At 52.9% G+C, this 17,395-nt stretch carries 13 protein-coding genes; 6 read left to right on the forward strand and 7 right to left on the reverse strand.

Features of this window, described 5'->3' with window-relative positions; all coding sequences use genetic code 11:
- The first annotated feature begins 27 nt into the window (after positions 1-27).
- Together ACKPVM_RS07805 and ACKPVM_RS07810 are read left to right on the forward strand one after the other, a co-directional pair.
- Entirely contained in the window at positions 28-2,121 is a 2,094-nt protein-coding gene (locus tag ACKPVM_RS07805) for a hydantoinase/oxoprolinase family protein (RefSeq protein ID WP_409308368.1), read from the forward strand.
- Complete coding sequence (locus ACKPVM_RS07810) at positions 2,118-3,818, forward strand: hydantoinase B/oxoprolinase family protein (protein ID WP_409308370.1); 1,701 nt, start codon at positions 2,118-2,120, stop codon at positions 3,816-3,818. The genes ACKPVM_RS07805 and ACKPVM_RS07810 overlap by 4 nt, the downstream gene beginning before the upstream one ends.
- Before the next feature lie 62 nt (positions 3,819-3,880).
- On the opposite strand, the gene ACKPVM_RS07815 is transcribed toward ACKPVM_RS07810, so the two are convergent.
- From ACKPVM_RS07815 to ACKPVM_RS07825, 3 genes are all read right to left on the reverse strand, one after another.
- On the reverse strand, positions 3,881-4,639 hold the full coding sequence (locus ACKPVM_RS07815; protein WP_409308372.1) for a sulfite exporter TauE/SafE family protein: 759 nt from the start codon (positions 4,637-4,639) through the stop codon (positions 3,881-3,883).
- 119 nt (positions 4,640-4,758) lie between these two features.
- Positions 4,759-6,084: an MmgE/PrpD family protein gene (locus ACKPVM_RS07820; protein ID WP_409308374.1), complete on the reverse strand. Its 1,326-nt coding sequence runs from the start codon at positions 6,082-6,084 to the stop codon at positions 4,759-4,761.
- An 86-nt stretch (positions 6,085-6,170) separates the two neighbouring features.
- Positions 6,171-7,535: an MmgE/PrpD family protein gene (locus ACKPVM_RS07825; protein ID WP_409308376.1), complete on the reverse strand. Its 1,365-nt coding sequence runs from the start codon at positions 7,533-7,535 to the stop codon at positions 6,171-6,173.
- A 341-nt stretch (positions 7,536-7,876) separates the two neighbouring features.
- On the opposite strand from ACKPVM_RS07825, the gene ACKPVM_RS07830 reads away from it, so the two are divergent.
- The 4 genes from ACKPVM_RS07830 to ACKPVM_RS07845 all read left to right on the forward strand — a co-directional run bounded on the left by ACKPVM_RS07830 (position 7,877) and on the right by ACKPVM_RS07845 (position 12,584).
- Positions 7,877-8,530: a GntR family transcriptional regulator gene (locus ACKPVM_RS07830; protein WP_409308378.1), complete on the forward strand. Its 654-nt coding sequence runs from the start codon at positions 7,877-7,879 to the stop codon at positions 8,528-8,530.
- A gap of 325 nt (positions 8,531-8,855) precedes the next feature.
- Positions 8,856-9,836, forward strand: coding sequence for an ABC transporter permease (locus tag ACKPVM_RS07835; protein ID WP_409308380.1), 981 nt, complete (start codon positions 8,856-8,858; stop codon positions 9,834-9,836).
- A complete protein-coding gene (locus ACKPVM_RS07840; RefSeq protein WP_409308382.1) occupies positions 9,836-10,747 on the forward strand; it encodes an ABC transporter permease in 912 nt (303 codons plus the stop codon). The genes ACKPVM_RS07835 and ACKPVM_RS07840 overlap by 1 nt, the downstream gene beginning before the upstream one ends.
- 37 nt (positions 10,748-10,784) lie before the next feature.
- Positions 10,785-12,584 carry an ABC transporter ATP-binding protein gene (locus tag ACKPVM_RS07845; RefSeq protein ID WP_409308384.1) on the forward strand — a complete coding sequence of 600 codons (1,800 nt, stop codon included), beginning with the start codon at positions 10,785-10,787 and terminating at the stop codon, positions 12,582-12,584.
- Positions 12,585-13,231: 647 nt separating this feature from the next.
- Here the strand turns inward: ACKPVM_RS07845 and hemY are convergent.
- From hemY to hemC, 4 genes are read right to left on the reverse strand one after another with little or no spacing between them, the layout of a single operon-like run.
- Positions 13,232-14,425 carry a protoheme IX biogenesis protein HemY gene (gene hemY, locus ACKPVM_RS07850; RefSeq protein WP_409308385.1) on the reverse strand — a complete coding sequence of 398 codons (1,194 nt, stop codon included), beginning with the start codon at positions 14,423-14,425 and terminating at the stop codon, positions 13,232-13,234.
- 2 nt (positions 14,426-14,427) lie between these two features.
- On the reverse strand, positions 14,428-15,555 hold the full coding sequence (hemX, locus tag ACKPVM_RS07855) for a uroporphyrinogen-III C-methyltransferase (RefSeq protein WP_409308387.1): 1,128 nt from the start codon (positions 15,553-15,555) through the stop codon (positions 14,428-14,430).
- Positions 15,556-15,578: 23 nt separating this feature from the next.
- Positions 15,579-16,319 (reverse strand): uroporphyrinogen-III synthase, encoded by a 741-nt coding sequence (gene hemD, locus ACKPVM_RS07860; RefSeq protein ID WP_409308389.1) that lies wholly within the window; start codon positions 16,317-16,319, stop codon positions 15,579-15,581.
- Positions 16,316-17,257 carry a hydroxymethylbilane synthase gene (hemC, locus tag ACKPVM_RS07865; protein ID WP_409308390.1) on the reverse strand — a complete coding sequence of 314 codons (942 nt, stop codon included), beginning with the start codon at positions 17,255-17,257 and terminating at the stop codon, positions 16,316-16,318. Before hemC ends, hemD begins: the two co-directional genes overlap by 4 nt.
- Positions 17,258-17,395 lie beyond the last annotated feature (138 nt).

Raw genomic sequence — 17,395 nt, forward strand, 5'->3', positions numbered from 1 at the left:
CGATCACGATAACGACAAGGCAGGGCCATGTTAAACAAAGGTACACGATTTGCCGTCGATATCGGTGGCACGTTCACCGACATTGTATTGGAACAGAGCGACGGCACGGTAACGTCAGCCAAATATCTTACGACACATCAGGCACCGGAACGGGCGGTGTTGGACGGAATGGCTGACTTGCTTAAGCAAACCGGGGTAGCGGCACAAGCGGTGCGCTTGGTTATTCATGGCACAACGCTAGCCACGAATGCGCTAATTGAACGCAAAGGTGCCAGAGTGGCGCTGATTACCACGGCAGGTTTTCGCGATACGCTGGAGATTGCACACGAGCACCGTTTTGAGGTGTCCGACTTGTATATGCAACGTCCCGCCGCGTTGGTGCCGCGCCATTTACGGCTGGAAGTGCGAGAACGTCTGGCGGCGGATGGTAGCGAACTATTGCCGCTGGATGAACAGTCTGTTCGAGATCTGATCCCGCAACTGATTGAACAACGTATTGATGCCGTTGCGATTGGTTTCCTGCATAGCTACGCCAATGGTCGTCATGAACAACGAGCAGGCGAACTGTTACAGCAGGCGTTGCCCCATCTGAAAATTACGTTATCTCACCAGGTTTGCCCTGAAATCCGGGAATATGAACGGATATCTACCGCCTGCGCCAATGCGTATGTGCAGCCGATTATGGACAGTTATTTACATCGATTGGCGCAAGGTGTGGCCCGGCTGGGGATTGGTGGGGAGATTATGCTAATGATGTCCAGCGGCGGTTTGACCACGCTGGAGCAAGCCTGTGCCTTTCCGGTCATGCTGGTGGAGTCTGGTCCGGCTGGCGGTGCGGTACTGGCGGCGCATGTGGCGCGGCAACTCAATATTGCGCAGGCCATTGCTTTCGATATGGGAGGGACAACGGCCAAACTGGTTTTGATTGACGACGGTCAACCGCAATATGGGCGAGAACTGGAAGTTGCACGCGCCTATCGTTTCTTAAAAGGGAGCGGTATGCCGCTACGTATTCCGGTGATCGATATGGTTGAGATCGGCGCGGGCGGTGGGTCGATCGGCTACCGTGATGCGTTGCATCGGGTGGCGGTTGGTCCGGAAAGTTGCGGATCTGAACCGGGTCCGGCCAGCTACGATCGTGGTGGAACACGCCCGGCGGTGACCGATGCCGATCTGGTCTTGGGGAAAATCGATCCGGCGTTATTCGCCGACGGTAAGATCGCGTTGAATAAGGATCGTGCAATAGCGGCTTTGCGGCAGCACGTTTCGGATGAGCAGGACGAGAATGGCGAAATTGCCGCGATGGCAATGGTGGAAGTGGTGGATGAAAACATGGCTAACGCCGCCAGCGTACATGCCACCGACTGCGGTGCGCAGTTGGAAGGGCGTACCATGATTGCGTTTGGCGGTGCCGCTCCGCTGCATGCCGCGCGTATCGCTCAGAAACTGGGGATACGTCGGGTTGTGATCCCGAAAGGGGCGGGGGTGGGGTCGGCACACGGCTTTTTGCTGGCGCCGGTGGCCAGCGAAGTCGTGCGCACGCACCTTATGGCGTTGAATGGATTCGATGCGGCCGGGGTCAACCAGATTTTCACTGATCTGCGCCATGAAGCAGAAGCAACGGTATATCTGGCATTGGCACCGGAACGCCCGGTGCAGGAAACACGAACTGTTTATATGCGTTATCGCGGGCAGGGGCATGAAATTGCGGTCGTGCTACCCGAAAAATCGTTTCAGGCTGAGGACACGGGTTTGCTGCGCCAGCGTTTTGAAGAGGAATATATTCGCCACTTTGGCCGCATTATTCCTGGCATGGAGATTGAGTGCCTGACCTGGACGCTGCGTTTATCGGAAGTGATAGACGCCGCTTTACCCCCATCCGATCTTCCCACACCGACGGCAACACCGACCGCTGTCGGACATCAACCCTTGATCGATTTGGCACTAATGCGTCAGTCGGTCGCCGCTATCTATCATCGGAATACCTTGCAGCCAGGGATGTCGATCGCGGGGCCAGCCATTATCGCGGAGGCGGAAACCAATACGCTGGTGCCTGTTGGGTTCAACGCGACGGTAAATACGCTGCAACAAATTATTCTGACCTGGGAGGAACATGTATGAGTCAGGCTACCGCGTCCATTCAGTTACAGATTATCTGGAGTCGTTTGATTGCTGCCGTAGAAGAGCAGGCCCGCAGCCTGATCCGCGCAGGATTCAGCACTTCAACGCGTGAAGCGGGGGATGTTTCTGCTGGCATTTTTTCACCGCAGGGAGACATGCTGGCTCAGGCGGTAACCGGCACACCGGGCCATATTAACTCGATGGCTCGTTCAGTCCGTCACTTTCTGGCGGATTATCCGTTAGCGACGCTGGCGGAAGGGGATGTGTTGATCACCAATAATCCGTGGAAAGCAACCGGACACCTCTCCGATATCACGGTGGTTACGCCCGTGTTCCGTCAGGCGCGGGTGGTGGCGTTGTTCGCCTGTACTACCCATGTGGTGGATATTGGCGGTAATGGGCCGTCGCCAGAATCGAAACAGGTGTACGGCGAAGGATTGTTTATTCCCATCATGAAACTGGCGGAGCGTGGCCGGGTAAACGAAAGCCTGCTGCAAATTATCCGAGCCAATGTGCGCGAGCCTGTTCAGGTGGAAGGCGATGTGTTCGCACTGATGGCCTGTAACGATATTGGCGGACGGCGCTTACAGAAAATCATGGATGAATATCGATTAGAAGATATCGATGCTGTCGGCAACGAGATTTTGGCGCATAGCAAACAGGCGATGATGGAAGCCATCGCGTCACTGCCGCGCGGTTCATGGCGTAACGCTATCCGTATCGACGGCTATGAAAAACCGGTAGATCTGGTGGCAACGGTCACCGTTGATGAAACCGGGGTACGGATCGATATGACCGGTACATCGGGGCCATCGATTTACGGTATTAACTGCCCGTTGTGTTATACCGAGGCCTATGCGGCGTTTGGTGTGAAGAGCCTGATTGCGCCCGCGTTGCCGAATAATGCTGCAACGCTGAGTTGTATCACCCTGACGGCACCTGAAGACTGTATTGCCAACGCCGCTTTCCCGCGTCCGGTAGTGGCGCGTTCGCTGATTGGCATGTTTTTGCCCGATCTGATTTTTGGCTGTTTCCAGCAGGCGTTACCTGACCGTGCGCCAGCGGAAAGCACGGGCAGTTTGTGGAATGTGCGTTTAGCCGCCGCTGGCAGTGAGCATCACCCGGCGTTTATGGTCACCAGTTTCCACAGCGGCGGTGCGGGTGCGCGTCCGACGTTGGATGGCCTGTCGGCGACGCCGTTTCCTTCTGGCGTACGTAACGTACCGGTTGAAATTACTGAGGCGATGACTTCTGTTGTGGTTTGGGAAAAATCGCTGCGTCAGGACTCCGGCGGTGCCGGACGATTTCGCGGTGGATTAGGTCAAACCATGATTATTGGTAATCGCTATCCGGTTCCGCTAACGCTGTATGCGCGTTTTGATCGGGTCGATCACCCAGCCAGAGGCTATGCAGGCGGCGCTAGTGGTATGACGGGCCGCGTGGCGCTGGCTTCTGGTTCGGTGTTGAAGGCAAAAGGGATGCAGCCGATCCCCGCCGACGATCGGGTCGTGATTGATATGCCCGGTGGGGGAGGTTATGGCGATGCGACTGAGCGCGACCCGCAACGTGTAGCAGAGGATGTGTTGGCGGGGTATGTCAGCCCGGCGGCGGCGCGTCAGGTCTATCATGTGGTTTTGGATGCGCATCATCAGGTGGATGCTGCTGCGACGCGATTATTGCGTCGCACGCAAGGCTAAACTTGTTCTGGTACTGATTTGCACTGCGCCCGAACATAGCGTATCGGGCGCGGTGTCGCGGGTTAAGACAAGAGTCCGGTGATGCCCTGCCAGATTAACTGCGCACTAAGAAACGCCATCGTCAGACGAAAAGCGGTACGGAATAACTTTTCCGGCAGGTTATCTAACAGTCGGGTACCGAGCACAGTGCCCAGTACGCCACTGGCAATCATGGCGATCAACATGGGCAACCAACTGGCATAGGCAAACCCCATCAGACCAAACGCAAGAATTTTCAGGCTATGTTGTAGCACCATGCAGGTCGCGTGTGTGGCGATTAACGGCTGTTTGGTGATGCCTTGTGAACTGATCAACCCGGCAACCAATGGCCCCGTCGCGCCAACAATCATGGTGCCGAGGCTGGTGATGGCACCGCCGAAAATGAAATAAAGTCGATTCACTTTTTTCGCGGGGCCACGTCGGCGAAACACTGACCACAGAATAAACAGCGCCAGTGCGATTTTCGCAATGCTGTCCGGTATCCATGCCGCGACCGGTGCGCCAAGGGCGATCCCCACTACGCTACCGATAAAAAACCACAGAACCAGCGGCCATACAACGTACAGGCGTTGAATCAGCGTTCGGCTCAAATTTGAACCGAGTTGCACAATGCCGTGGACGGGCAACAGGCTGCTGACTGGCATCCCTAACCCCATGATAGCCAGCAGGGTAACACCGCCGCCTAATCCTAATGCGGCAGTCAGCGCCGAGGTGAGGAAACTACAAAACACCAGTATGCCGGCAAAGAGCGGCGAAATTTCTGGTGGGATCAAATTGAGCATAGTCGGCGATCTCGTGATAAACGTGGGGCGATTTTTCCCTGGAACTTGTGTGATGAAAGGTGCTGAGGGGCTGTTGTGGCCCCTCGTACCGATTCTCTCTTTTATCTGACGGTCAGTGCCTAGAGAAAATCATCCCGTAATAAGCGTTGATACAGCGCAGATGCCGCAGTCGGGGACAACACTTGGCTGGCGCAATCGAGGAACTTCTGCTCGATCAGATTTTCCGGCAGAGGGTTGTCCGCGCTGGAACCTAATGCTCCGGCGACGTGGCGGGTAATCTGTTGACCATCCTGACTGACGACGGTGACTTGTGCCGTGTGTGTCGTGCTCTCATCGTGGCAGATCAGTTCTACTTTTGCCATCAGCGCATTGGTGACCGGATCGTTAAATATCACATCGTCAATAAAGTCGTCCAGCGTTAACTGGCCGCTGACCCAGGCGCGAGCAATACAGTAATGTAGGCTGAACTTCCCAGCCAACGGGATATTGGGCCGCGGTATATTGATATGTGGGAAACGGATCGGGTGTACGGCAACCTGAATACGTTCGATCTGATCAGCGGGGAGTTTGGTTTGTTCACGTAGCGCCAACAGGCCATCCAGTGGTGAGAGGATCGCGTAGCAGCAAGGGAAATATTTAAAGTTGTTGCCTTTGACTGGATCGAGGATATGGGAAGGCGCATCCCACGGTGTAGTCAGTGGCGTCGCATCATAATTTTCCGGTTCACGGTTGTAGACGTTGAAATAACCATGATGATGTTCGAACGCCGTTTGTCCGGCGGTATATCCCTGACGCGCCAGCAATACGGCCATGACTGCGCTACGGTTGGCATGGCCGACCGCCAGTGATTTGGTTTGGCTGCCAAAATTGGACTTAATGCCCGAGGCCAGAGACGCGGTAATCGATAATGCGGTTGCCGTCTGCTCTTCGTTGAGATTGAGCAGCACTGCACAGGCCGCGACGCCAGCAAAAATGCCAACCGAGGTGGTCGGGTGCCAGCCGTGACGATACTGAAAGGGACTCACGGTTTGTCCCATGCGAACGGCGGTTTCATAACCGGACAAATAAGCGCGTAAAATCTCCTCACCGCTGGATTGATGCTCATCCGCCAGCGCCAGTAACGCAGGCAGAACGACGACGGAAATATGGCCGTGTAGCCAGGAGTTGGAATCATCGAAATCCAGTAAATGTGCGGATGTTCCATTCAATAGGGCAGCATCAAGTGCATTGAGGCGTAGCTCGGTGCCGAATACCCGACTGTTTCCTGTTGCCGCTGAGGGGACAATAACCGCACGAAGCTTTTCTGCGCCGTCTTGTATTCCACCAGCCAGTGTTACCCCCAGGGTATCAATGATTGCGGTTCGAGCTTGGGCCAGCGCATCGGAAGGAAAGGTCTGGCGGGAAAATGCCAGCAGGTTATGAGCGAATTGACGGGCAATAGTCATGAAACGAATTCTCTATACAAGCAAGGGAGTAAAGTCTGGTTAGCGGATACTAACCAGACTATCGTGTTTAGGCTGTTGACGATGGCTTACGTCCGTCCGGCCAGAAGTTCTGTGATGATCGCGAGCGAGCCCGGTTGCTCAAAATTGGCGGCGGCCTGATAGAGTTTGTCGCTGTTGACTGCGCCTAATACAGGGATCGTCAGCGTATCAAATTTTGCGCGCAGCTCCGCTTCGGTAAGCGGATTTTGAGCATGTCCACGGTAGACCAGTGTTTCACCATGCAACTGTTCACCGTCTTCTAGCCAGATATCAATAAAGGCGGAACTGGCCGACTGGCCCTCGATGGCATCGATCTCTAACAGTGGCAATAGTTGGCGCGGAAGCGGATCGTCAACAGTTTGCTGGGTGAAATCGGTATCGGTTAATGCATAACCACTCAGGGCCAGCGTGATGCAATGAGGGATACTGAATTTGCTTTCTAATGGCGTTTTGGGATTGGGAATGCCAGCGTTAACCATCCCCATCGGGTGTACTTTGGCATGGATCCGTTTGATCTTCCGACCCTTGAGACGTGGGTATAAGCTACGAGCGGCTTCTATTGAGGCGTGGGTGCCGCGACAGCTGGCGTAGAGTTTGTAGCCGTTAGTCAGTAATTCCCAAGTATGGCCGAAATCCAGCGGAGGAATGTCTGCACTACCGTCCTGAATAAAGATTTTTACCCAGCCGTCCGCTTCATAAAAGTGGTGCGCGGCGGTAAAACCTTCGGCAGCCAGTTCGGCAGCCATGATACCGTCCATTGCAGCTTTACCTGCGTGGAAGGGCTTGCCGTGTGTACCGGATGATTTCTGGAGGCCGCCCATCATGGTGGCAGCTGCGCCGAGTGCGTTGGCAATCTGTTCTGGCGTTAATTTGAGGATGGATGCTGCAACGGCTGCGGCACCTGCACGACCCACTACCGAGGTGGGGTGAAAACCGCGTCGTTGTAAGTTTCGCCCCACACCGGGAACCCAGCCTCCCCCCAGCTTCGCCATCACCTCAAAGCCGATAATAAAGGCGATCAATGTTGAGCGCTCATCGGCCTGGTAAGCCTGTGCCATCGCCAATGCGGTAGACCAGCAAGGGCCACTTGGGTGCCCGGCTCCAGCCGGATGGGTGTCATCGTAGTCGGCGGCGTGCGCCATGGTGGCATTAATCAGTGCGGCCAGGGCTGGCGTGGTTTTTCCGTCAAGAAAGATTTGTGCATCGCCTTGTGAATTCCAGCGCTTAGCCATCTGACGTACCGCCTGTACGGCACCATCGTTGGCTGCGCCCAGTGCGACACCAAGATAATCAATCAGAGCTCGTTTGGCTTCGTGTAGAACCGAATCTGGAATGGCAAGCTGGGAAGCATGGCTGATAAAATGGCTAAGCTGTTCTCCGCGAGAAGAGGCGGGGGTAGTGGTGGTGGTCATCGTAGTGACTCCTTACGCGAAAACGCGATGACGTTAACGATGAAGATAGCTTCAATGCCAGAGAACACGCGTGGTCGCTTTTTGCATTCAATTGTATACCGTTGTAGATAACGCAGAATAACAACAGAAATTGCCTGCGCAAAGATGCTTTTTAGCTAAGTTAAGAACAAAATAAGCATTACAGGATATTGCCAACGGCGCGATGTCGGGCAAACTTGAAATGTTTTCACCTCACTGGCGTCAGTCATCCCGGTATTTGAACCATTCTGTTGGATTGGTTGGTTCTATGGCCTGCTTTGGTGTACGCCTGATTATATTGTTAAATCATTGATTGATGGATTATGAACTTAAAATTGACCGATCGTGAGGCCGCTTTGTCGCCGTTTGATACCCTGATAGCCGCTATCGAAAGAGGAGAATTATTGCCGGGGGAACGTTTACAGGAAGCCCGGTTGGCGAAGCAGTTTGGCTTAAGCCGCACGCCGATTCGTGAAGCATTACACCGGTTGGAAACATTGGGGCTGGTAGAACCGGGGCCGCAGCGTGGCCTGATGATTGCGCAAATCAGTTACGAACGATTGCGCCAACTGTTTGCCGTGCGTGAAGGGTTAGAGCGTCTGGCAATTGAACTTGCTGTGACATCGGCCTCTGAGGAAGAGATCGGCTTGTTACAGGAGATGGTCAACGCGGAGCAGCATATCGTTGACAGTAAGCAACTGCACGATCACAACCGACTGTTTCATCGACAAATTTATCGTGCGACGCACAATCCTTACCTGAATGAAATGCTGGATAATCTGCGCATTCATTTATCGCTGTTACGTGGCACCACTTATGATTTATCGGAGCGGCGCACCGAAGCTAAAAAGGAGCATCAACTGATCGTTGACGCACTGGCGCGGCGCGATCGAGATGCGGCGCAGGAGGCTGCCTGTCAACACATCAGAAATGGTTATCGCGCTCGTCTGGGGATTTTGAGCCAACGGGATTTTTAAGCAGTCAACGCCATTTCCCTTCATCCACTCAAGTCGCTACGGCTAAGCCTTTCGATGCGTTAAGCAGAAAACGGGCATAGCTTATCTGGTTTTTATATTTGTCGTGTCTGTATACCACCAATAGAATCGTTTTATTGATGGTATACAAATGTATTATTTGCTGTGCGGCCAAGCGTTGCGGGCGATTTTTCACTCGTCTCACTTTCGGTTGTGCGGCAAATAGCCCACGGTGGTGCCCGTCATACTTCAAGACAGATTTAGGGGATATCTCCCTGTTTTCACGCCAGAACGCTGGCTCAGTGTCGCCGAGCGGAGACGCGTAAAAATGCTTAATTCATTACTACAACGTATTTTTCAAGCGCTGTTGGTGGTGTTGGCGATGACGGTTATCGTCTTTGCCGCGCTGCATGTGATCGGTAATCCGGTGGATATTTTGTTGCCAGCGGACGCCGACCAACACGATCGTCAGCGTTTGATCCGCGATTTAGGGCTGGATAAACCACTGCTGCAACAATACCTGTTCTTTGTCAGAGGGTTGCTGCATGGCGATGCAGGTACTAGCTATGTTTTCAATCTGCCAGCATTACAGGTCATCTGGCAGCGTCTGCCCGCGACATTGGAACTGGCGGTATGCGCGATGCTGCTGGCGGTGGTGATTGCAATTCCGCTCGGGCTGTACGCTGGTTTGAAGCCAGATAGTAAGCTCGCTAAAGCCATTATGGCAGGCAGTATTCTGGGATTTTCGCTGCCCACTTTTTGGGTCGGTCTGATGCTGATCATGCTGTTTTCTGTCTGGCTGGGTTGGCTGCCCAGCGGTGGGCGAGGTGAAACAGTACAACTCTTCGGAGCCTCCTGGTCATTTTTGACATTGGACGGATTACAACATCTGCTATTGCCCGCGTTCAATCTGGCGCTGTTTAAAGCTGCGCTGTTGTTACGCCTGACGCGAGCAGGTGTACAAGAAGTGTTGCCGCAGGATTATATCCGTCTGGCGCAGGCGAAGGGATTACCCTATTGGCGCATTGTTGCGGTGCATGTGATGAAGAATATTTTGATTCCGTTGGTGACAGTCATAGGGATGGAGTTTGGTTCGGTGATCGCATTCTCTGTTGTGACGGAGACCATTTTTGCCTGGCCGGGAATGGGCAAACTGATTATTGATAGTATCAATGTGCTCGATCGTCCGGTAATCGTCGCCTATCTGATGATGATTGTGCTGCTATTTGTGGGGATTAATCTGGTCGTGGATATTGTCTATACCCTATTAGATCCGCGTGTGCGGCTGAGAGAACAGGGGAAATCCTGATGGTTGACGCATTGCGGAATGAACAGCAAACCAGTCGGGGGCGACGTAGCGGCTTGCGTCGATTCTGGCAACATTACTCGGCATCCTCGTTGGCGGTTTTCGGACTGGCGGTATTGCTGCTGTTGGTTATGCTGGCGCTGTTGGCGCCATGGCTGGTTCCCCAGAATCCTTACGATTTGATGCAGCTTGATATCATGAACGGGCAGCTACCGCCCGGTAGCGTGACGTCAGAGGGATTTACCTTCAGGCTAGGTTCTGATGATCAAGGCCGGGATATGCTATCGGCGATCTTATATGGATTGCGTATTTCTCTTGGTGTCGGCGTCTTGTCTGCATTCGCTGCCGCGTCGCTGGGTGTGACGCTGGGCCTGCTGGCTGCAAGGATGGGGGGGCGCACAGAAAACGCGATTATGCGGTTGGTGGATCTGCAACTCTCGTTTCCTTCTATTCTGGTCGCGTTGATTCTATTGGCCTTTCTGGGTAAGAGCGTGGTTAACGTGGTGCTGGCGTTGGTGATTGTCGAATGGGCAACCTACGCTCGAGCAGCCCGTAGCACCGCGCTGGCGGAAAGCCGTAAAGAGTACATTGACGCAGTAGCCTGCTTGGGCATTCCTTTTGGTCGCATTTTATTTCGTCATTTGTTGCCAAATTGTCTGCCGCCGCTGATTGTGATTGCCACTGTGCAAGTGGCGCGTGCGATTGCATTGGAGGCGACGCTGTCTTTTCTGGGGCTGGGTGTGCCGATTACTGAACCCAGTCTGGGTCTACTGATTGCCAGCGGTTATCAGTACATGTTGGCGGGGCAATACTGGATTTGTTTCTACCCTGGCATTGCGCTGCTGATTGTGATTGCCGCGATTAATTTGGTCGGCGATCGGTTACGTGATGTGCTTAATCCCCGCAGCCGTTAATGATTGATTGTGTTATTTCATCGTAATGAGGCCATGTATGCAGCCCGTGTTGTCAGTTAACAATCTGGACGTCGCTTTTCGTAAGGATGGCCACTGGCTGCCTATTGTACACCAGGTGTCGTTTGATATCGGCGCACAGGAAACCGTGGCGGTGGTTGGAGAGTCGGGGTCGGGCAAGAGCGTAACCGCGTTGGCGATTATGCAACTGCTACCGCCGGACAGGACGCGGATCCGCGGAACAATCCGCCTTGGCGAACGGTCACTGCTGGCACTGGATGCGGATCAGATGCGGCAAATTCGCGGCAGTGACATTGCGATGGTGTTTCAGGAACCTTGTTTGAATCCTGTTTTTACCATTGGTTTCCAATTAGTCGAGGCTTTGCTGTTACATCGCCCTTTATCTCGGCGAGAAGCCCAGTTGGAAGCGATACAACTGCTGAAAAAGGTGCGTATCCCCGCGGCTGATGCCCGTTTTCATGAATATCCTCACCAGCTTTCCGGCGGTATGCGCCAGCGCGTCATGATTGCGTTGGCATTAGCCGGACAGCCTAAGCTGCTGATTGCCGACGAACCCACGACCGCGTTGGATGTCACGATTCAGGCTCAGATTCTGTCCCTGCTGAAAACGCTGCAACGCGAAGAGGGGATGGCCGTCCTGTTTATTACTCATGATATGGGGGTGGTGGCCGAAATCGCCGATCGCACCCTGGTGATGAAAGGGGGACGCAGTGTCGAGTTTAATCAGACGTCGCAACTGTTCACGACGCCAGAACATGTCTATACGCGAGCGTTGTTGGCTGCTGTGCCATTGCCTGGGCAAATGGATGGCATTGCGCAGCCACTGCGTTACCCAGCGGTGAATCCGGAAAATGGACAGATTGCGACGGTAGAACCCAGCGCTTCGACTGTGGTTTTCGATCGACCCCCGCTGCTGGAGGTGCAAAATCTGACGACGCGTTTCGCGATTCGACGTGGTTTTTTTTCCCGTTTGGTGGGAAGGGTACATGCCGTGGAACAGGTATCTTTCCAGTTACGTGCGGGGGAGACGTTGGCGTTAGTCGGTGAATCAGGCTGTGGTAAATCGACGATCGGTCGGACGCTGATGGGGTTGGTGACGCCCACTGCCGGAAAGGTATGGTTGAATGGACATCCGGCGTTAGTTGGTGGAAAGAAACAGCTGGCCGATTGGCGTAAATCGGTGCAAATGGTCTTTCAGGACCCCTATGCCAGTCTGAATAGTCGTATGACGGTGGGTGATGCGATCGCCGAGCCGTTTTTGGTGCATCGGTTGGGCGACAAACGTCAGGCGCGAGCACGAGTGGCTGAACTACTGACGCTGGTCGGTTTAAACGAGGCCATGGCTAGCCGTTATCCGCATGAGTTTTCGGGGGGGCAGCGGCAGCGTATCTGTATCGCACGAGCGTTGATCCTGCAACCAGCGCTGTTGATCGCCGATGAGTCAGTATCGGCGTTGGATGCGTCAGTGAAATCGCAGATAATCAATCTGTTACTCGATCTACAGGAGAAACTGGGGTTGGCCTACCTGTTTATTTCACATGATATGGCCGTCGTCGAGCGTTTTAGCCATCGGGTCGCCGTGATGTATCGTGGGCAGATTGTCGAGACAGGTTCGCGTGAAGCCATTTTTAACCGACCACAGCACCCTTATACTCGCCGTTTGATGGCCGCCGTGCCGATTCCCGATCCTACTCGGCGGCAGATGATGGGCACGATTGATAATACTGAGATTGTTAGCCCAATCTATCCGCCAAATGCCGTGATACCGCTTGTGCAATATGATGAAGTCGCTTCGGGACATTGGGTACAACCGTTCTAAAAAAGAAATGTTAAGAAAAATCTGATTCATGCCTGTGGTGATGAGGGACAAAAGGACGGATTGATATTTCTGTTGGGATTTGAAGACAGTTGCCATTTATTTTGTCTCAAAATGGAGACGTTTAATTATTTGATAAATAACGTTATATTTTTTATTCGTATAATTCGTCTCTTAATCACGACATTTTTTGTGAGTAACCTCTCGTTTTTGATGGGTAAAACATGGCGATAAGATAGTCTTTAATGAATTAAAAAGTCATTAATTATTAAATTGTTAGCGGATTTTAAGTGGCAGCGATATCTGGAATTTGTATTTTGGCATGATTCGTGCTTAAATTCAGTTGTAGATGCTCATTCCACCTCCTATGTTTGCTTCGGCTTCATAATCCTGGGAATGACGCAGAGCCATTTTGAGGTGCCTATCGTCCAACTCCAGATGAAGGTTTGATTATCTTCATCGGGCCTTTTCGGACATAACGTTGAGTGAGGCACCAGACTATTGTCTTATAGACCTGATATTTTCAACGCTTACCGTTTATCGGTAAGCGTTTTTTTTGGTCTGTTGTTTGAATATGGTCTGTAGTTTGAATATGACGATGGTGGCGGTGGGATATTAACCTCGGGACTCCGATTGGAGCCCCGAGCGGTTTACTCCGATGGTTGTTGCAAGGTAAGCAACAAACCTTCTCTGCGCATTTGCGCGGCATCCTCGGGTAAACGAAGTCGATCCAGCGCATCGGCTCGCCATGCGTAGTCATAAGCGTCGGGACGTTGTTCCAATGCTGCACGGAAAGCATCGCTAGCCTGCTGCCATTCGCCATGTTTCATCAGTAATTGACCCAGCGTACTATTCAGCAATGGCGTGGCTCCCTGCTGCTTGATTTGCTGATGCAGCATTTTCTCAAGCTGATCGGGATTACCCGTTTTTAGCCGTGGCATGAGTAATATCAGACGTTCATCGTATTGGCGCTTGAGCCCATCGAGAATGATTTTCTGCGCGGTATCGTGATCGTCACACTCAATCAAATGCTCAACCATGGCCACCTGTACAGGCACCTCAGTGCGAATTTTACGGCTTTGGTTGTTCCACCATTGTTTTAAGCCTTCGCTACCGCCATCTGACATGGCCTGATTCATCAGACCAATATAGGCTTGCTGTTGCAGCGCCTGCACGTGCTCCTCATTATTAGTGGGCAATTTGCGCATCGCAGGCAGGATGTCCAGCAGCGCACTGTAGGCGTGAGTTCGCAAAAATGCCTGCTCAGCCAGACGCAAAACCTCAGGATGGCGCGGCGCGACTTCCAGCAGGCGATCAACGCCGTGGCGTGCAGCGTGATCCTCATTGCGAGCCAATTGGATACGCACTCGCGTGATATCTACCGGTAGCTGATCGGTATCGGCGATTTCAGCAGCCCGTTCCAGATATTGTTTGGTACGGAATTCATCGCCACGTTGCTGAGCGGCTTCCGCCGCCAGGAGATAGTTAACCACGGGTTGTTCTGCATGATCGGCATTGCGGGTCAGCAATTTCTCGACCTGTAAGTAATCGCCTTCCGCCAGTTTTAGCAATGCGGCTTTGGTTTGTTTTTTGGCGCGGCTACGTTTGCGGCCAAGGAACCAGCCATGCGTCCGGGCTCCGGTACGGAAAATCCGACGGATAATGGATTCGATAACCCGTAAAGCAATGAACAACAGGACCAGCATAATGACCAATCCTGTCACGCTGGTTCTAATGTTGTGGTTGCTTGTCTGGATGAATACGTAACCCTGGTGACCCGCCATCATCGGGCCGAGCACGACACCGGCAACCAGAATCAGAAATAGCAACAAGACTCTCAGCATATTCAACCCTCCTGTTGGGGCGCTGGCGTCTGAGCCAGTAAGTTGCGAACTCTTGTCTGCATGAGTTTTTCCAGTAGCGGCTGGCTTTGCAATTCAGCAGGCACGTCCATTGATATCGATTGTTGACTCAGTTCATCCAACTGATCGAGAAACGCCTGGGTCGTGGGATCGGTTGTGTCAAAATACGCTCTTACCCATGTTGCCGCCGTTTCCAGTGATTGTTTGTACACCTCGTTCTGATGGCGTGGAATGGCTTGAGCTGCAACCAATAGGCGAGAACGGATATTTTCACGCAGGTAAACATCCTGACTGGGCGCTAATAGCGGTTCTGCTGTACTGTCCCGGCGACGAATAGTAATGAAATCGGCCAGAAAGTTGTTCCAGCTTTTAGTCAGATTTTGACGCCATTCATTCAGCGAAGCGGAGAGCTCAGAACTGTGTTCATCCATTGGCGCGTCATCGGTGTTCATATCGGCCAATTGCAGATTATCCACCTGATCGGTCAACTGGTTTACTTTGAGAATAATGCCATCGAAGTCAATCTGGCTGACACTGGCCAGTGTGCTGATGTCATTGGTTAGCGCCCGGCGAATCTCGATCACGCTGGCATCGTTCATCTCCGCGAGGCTGTTATCCGCACTTTTCAGTAATGCACCAGCGGTCGTAACATCTTTATCACTCCAGAGCTTTCTGGCGGCCAGCTTTACCAGAAAATCAGACTGTGCCAGCAGCCAGGTGTTGGTGTCGTGATTAGATAAGGTCGACAGTTTCTCACGCAACTCATCCGATTGACGCGTCAGCGTATTAAGACGTTGTTCGGCCGCGTCCTGCATTTTGGCGTACTGCTGCTGGGCGTTTTGCCACTGTTGGCGCTCTTGTTGTTGCTGTGCTTGCAGTGTGCCTAATTGCGCTTCCAAACGTTGAATGGTCGCTGATTCTTGCTGCGCTTGCTGATGACCGTGGTAATAGAGGCCACCGCTAAGTGCCAATGCGATAATAATCGCGATAACCCCCAGCAACGTTCCTGTCCGTTTGGTCGGTTGCGGTGCGGCATCCTGTTGTTGATGAGCGGGCTCAACCCGCGCGGCAACCTCTTCAGAGGGGGCTGTTGGGGTATTGTGTTCCGTCATAATGGTACATCCCATGATCAGGTTTATTGTAGTGCGCGAACGAGCGCATCGTTATCGGCGTTATCGGCAACTCGAATACGGTGCCAGCCGAGTTGGCGGGCCTGTATTGCCAAACGTTCACTGACGACGATCGCCTGACATTCAAGTAGCCAGGACATTCGATAGTAATCAGGAACTAAATTATAGATCTGTTGTAACATTTCTCCGCTGGTGATCACTAGCCTGTCAATGCCAGCTTGCTGCCAGTGTCGGCTCTGCTCCAGCCCATCGTAATGTACGGCGCTGCGTTGATAACATTCACAGTAAGTGACGTTGACTCCGCGTTCACCGAGAGTGTTTCCCAGCAACGCCCGGCCACCATTACCTCGTAATAATAGCGCTTGTTTGCCATTAACATGCTGAAGTTCGGGGAGCTGCAATAATGTTTCGCTGGTTTCTTGATCCAGAGGATAGGAAACGGGTTGTGCGCTGACTTTATGTAAGGCTAACGCACTGGTTCGGCCTATTGCATAATAAGACAACGCCGCGGGCCAACCGCCCCCAGAGCGAACCAATAGCGGATTGGCGTACGCTATCGCATGCTGTGAGAGCACAAATACCATATCATCGGGGCGCAAGTTTGCCAGCATGTCGGGCAACTGATTGAGTTCTCTGCCGGGAGCGAACTCAATCAGCGGACTGTGATAGGCACTGTAACCCAGTTTCCTCAAGCGGGTTACCAGTTGTTCGCCCGCCGGAGACGGACGCGTCACCAGGATGGTCATGATGAAGACGCTTCCTGATAGACGGCTTGAAGAATTGCTTTGGCCCCGTTTGCTAACAGTTCTTCCGCCAATGAAATGCCTATTTTTTCAGCATCGGCAATGTTTCCGCGGCGTTCGCCCATGATGATCTGGCTACCGTCTGGTGCACCAACCAGTGCACGGAGCCATAACTCATCATCTTGTAATTCAGCATAGCTGCCGATAGGCACCTGACATCCGCCTTCCAGACGCAAATTCATGGCGCGTTCGGCCTGAACCCGAGCCGCGGTCGCCGTGTGATTGAGCGGCTTGAGCAATTGACGGGTATGCGCATCATTTAGACGACACTCGATCCCTACCGCGCCCTGACCTACAGCCGGCAATGACATTTCTGGACTGAGTGCGCTGCGTATACGGCTATCGAGTTTCAATCGTTTTAGACCCGCGACAGCCAGAATAATGGCGTCGTACTCGCCGTTATCCAATTTTGACAGTCGAGTACCCACGTTGCCGCGCAAATCGCGAATGATCAGGTCAGGCCGTCTGGCCCGCAATTGACATTGCCTGCGCAGGCTGGACGTGCCCACACAACTGCCTGCGGGCAATTCATCCAGACTGGCATAGTGGTTGGAAACAAAGGCATCGCGAGGGTCGTCCCGCTCACAAATCGTGACCAACCCCAGCCCTTCAGGAAACTCGACGGGAACATCTTTCATGGAGTGAACAGCGATATCAGCGCGTCCTTCCAGCAACGCCAATTCTAATTCTTTGACGAACAAACCTTTGCCGCCAACTTTCGCCAGCGGGGTATCCAGAATGACATCGCCACGGGTCACCATTGGCACCAGTTCGACCTGAAGCGTGGGATGAAAGTGCATCAGTTGCTGTTGAACATATTGTGCTTGCCACAATGCAAGCGGGCTTTGTCGGGTGGCAATTCTAATAATATTGTCTAACATGCTTGATACCGTTTTTATCATTTTCCACCATCGTATCATTGATGGTGCGCGAGTGTCAGGTAACAGACATTCGCGGTGCGCCTTTAAAACCAGGTCGGAGTGGTGAATCCCGGGATTGCGCAAGAAGGTGGAGATGAG

The sequence above is a fragment of the Pectobacterium hainanensis genome, from assembly GCF_046237015.1.
In the GTDB taxonomy this organism is placed as follows: Bacteria; Pseudomonadota; Gammaproteobacteria; order Enterobacterales; family Enterobacteriaceae; genus JBJYIN01.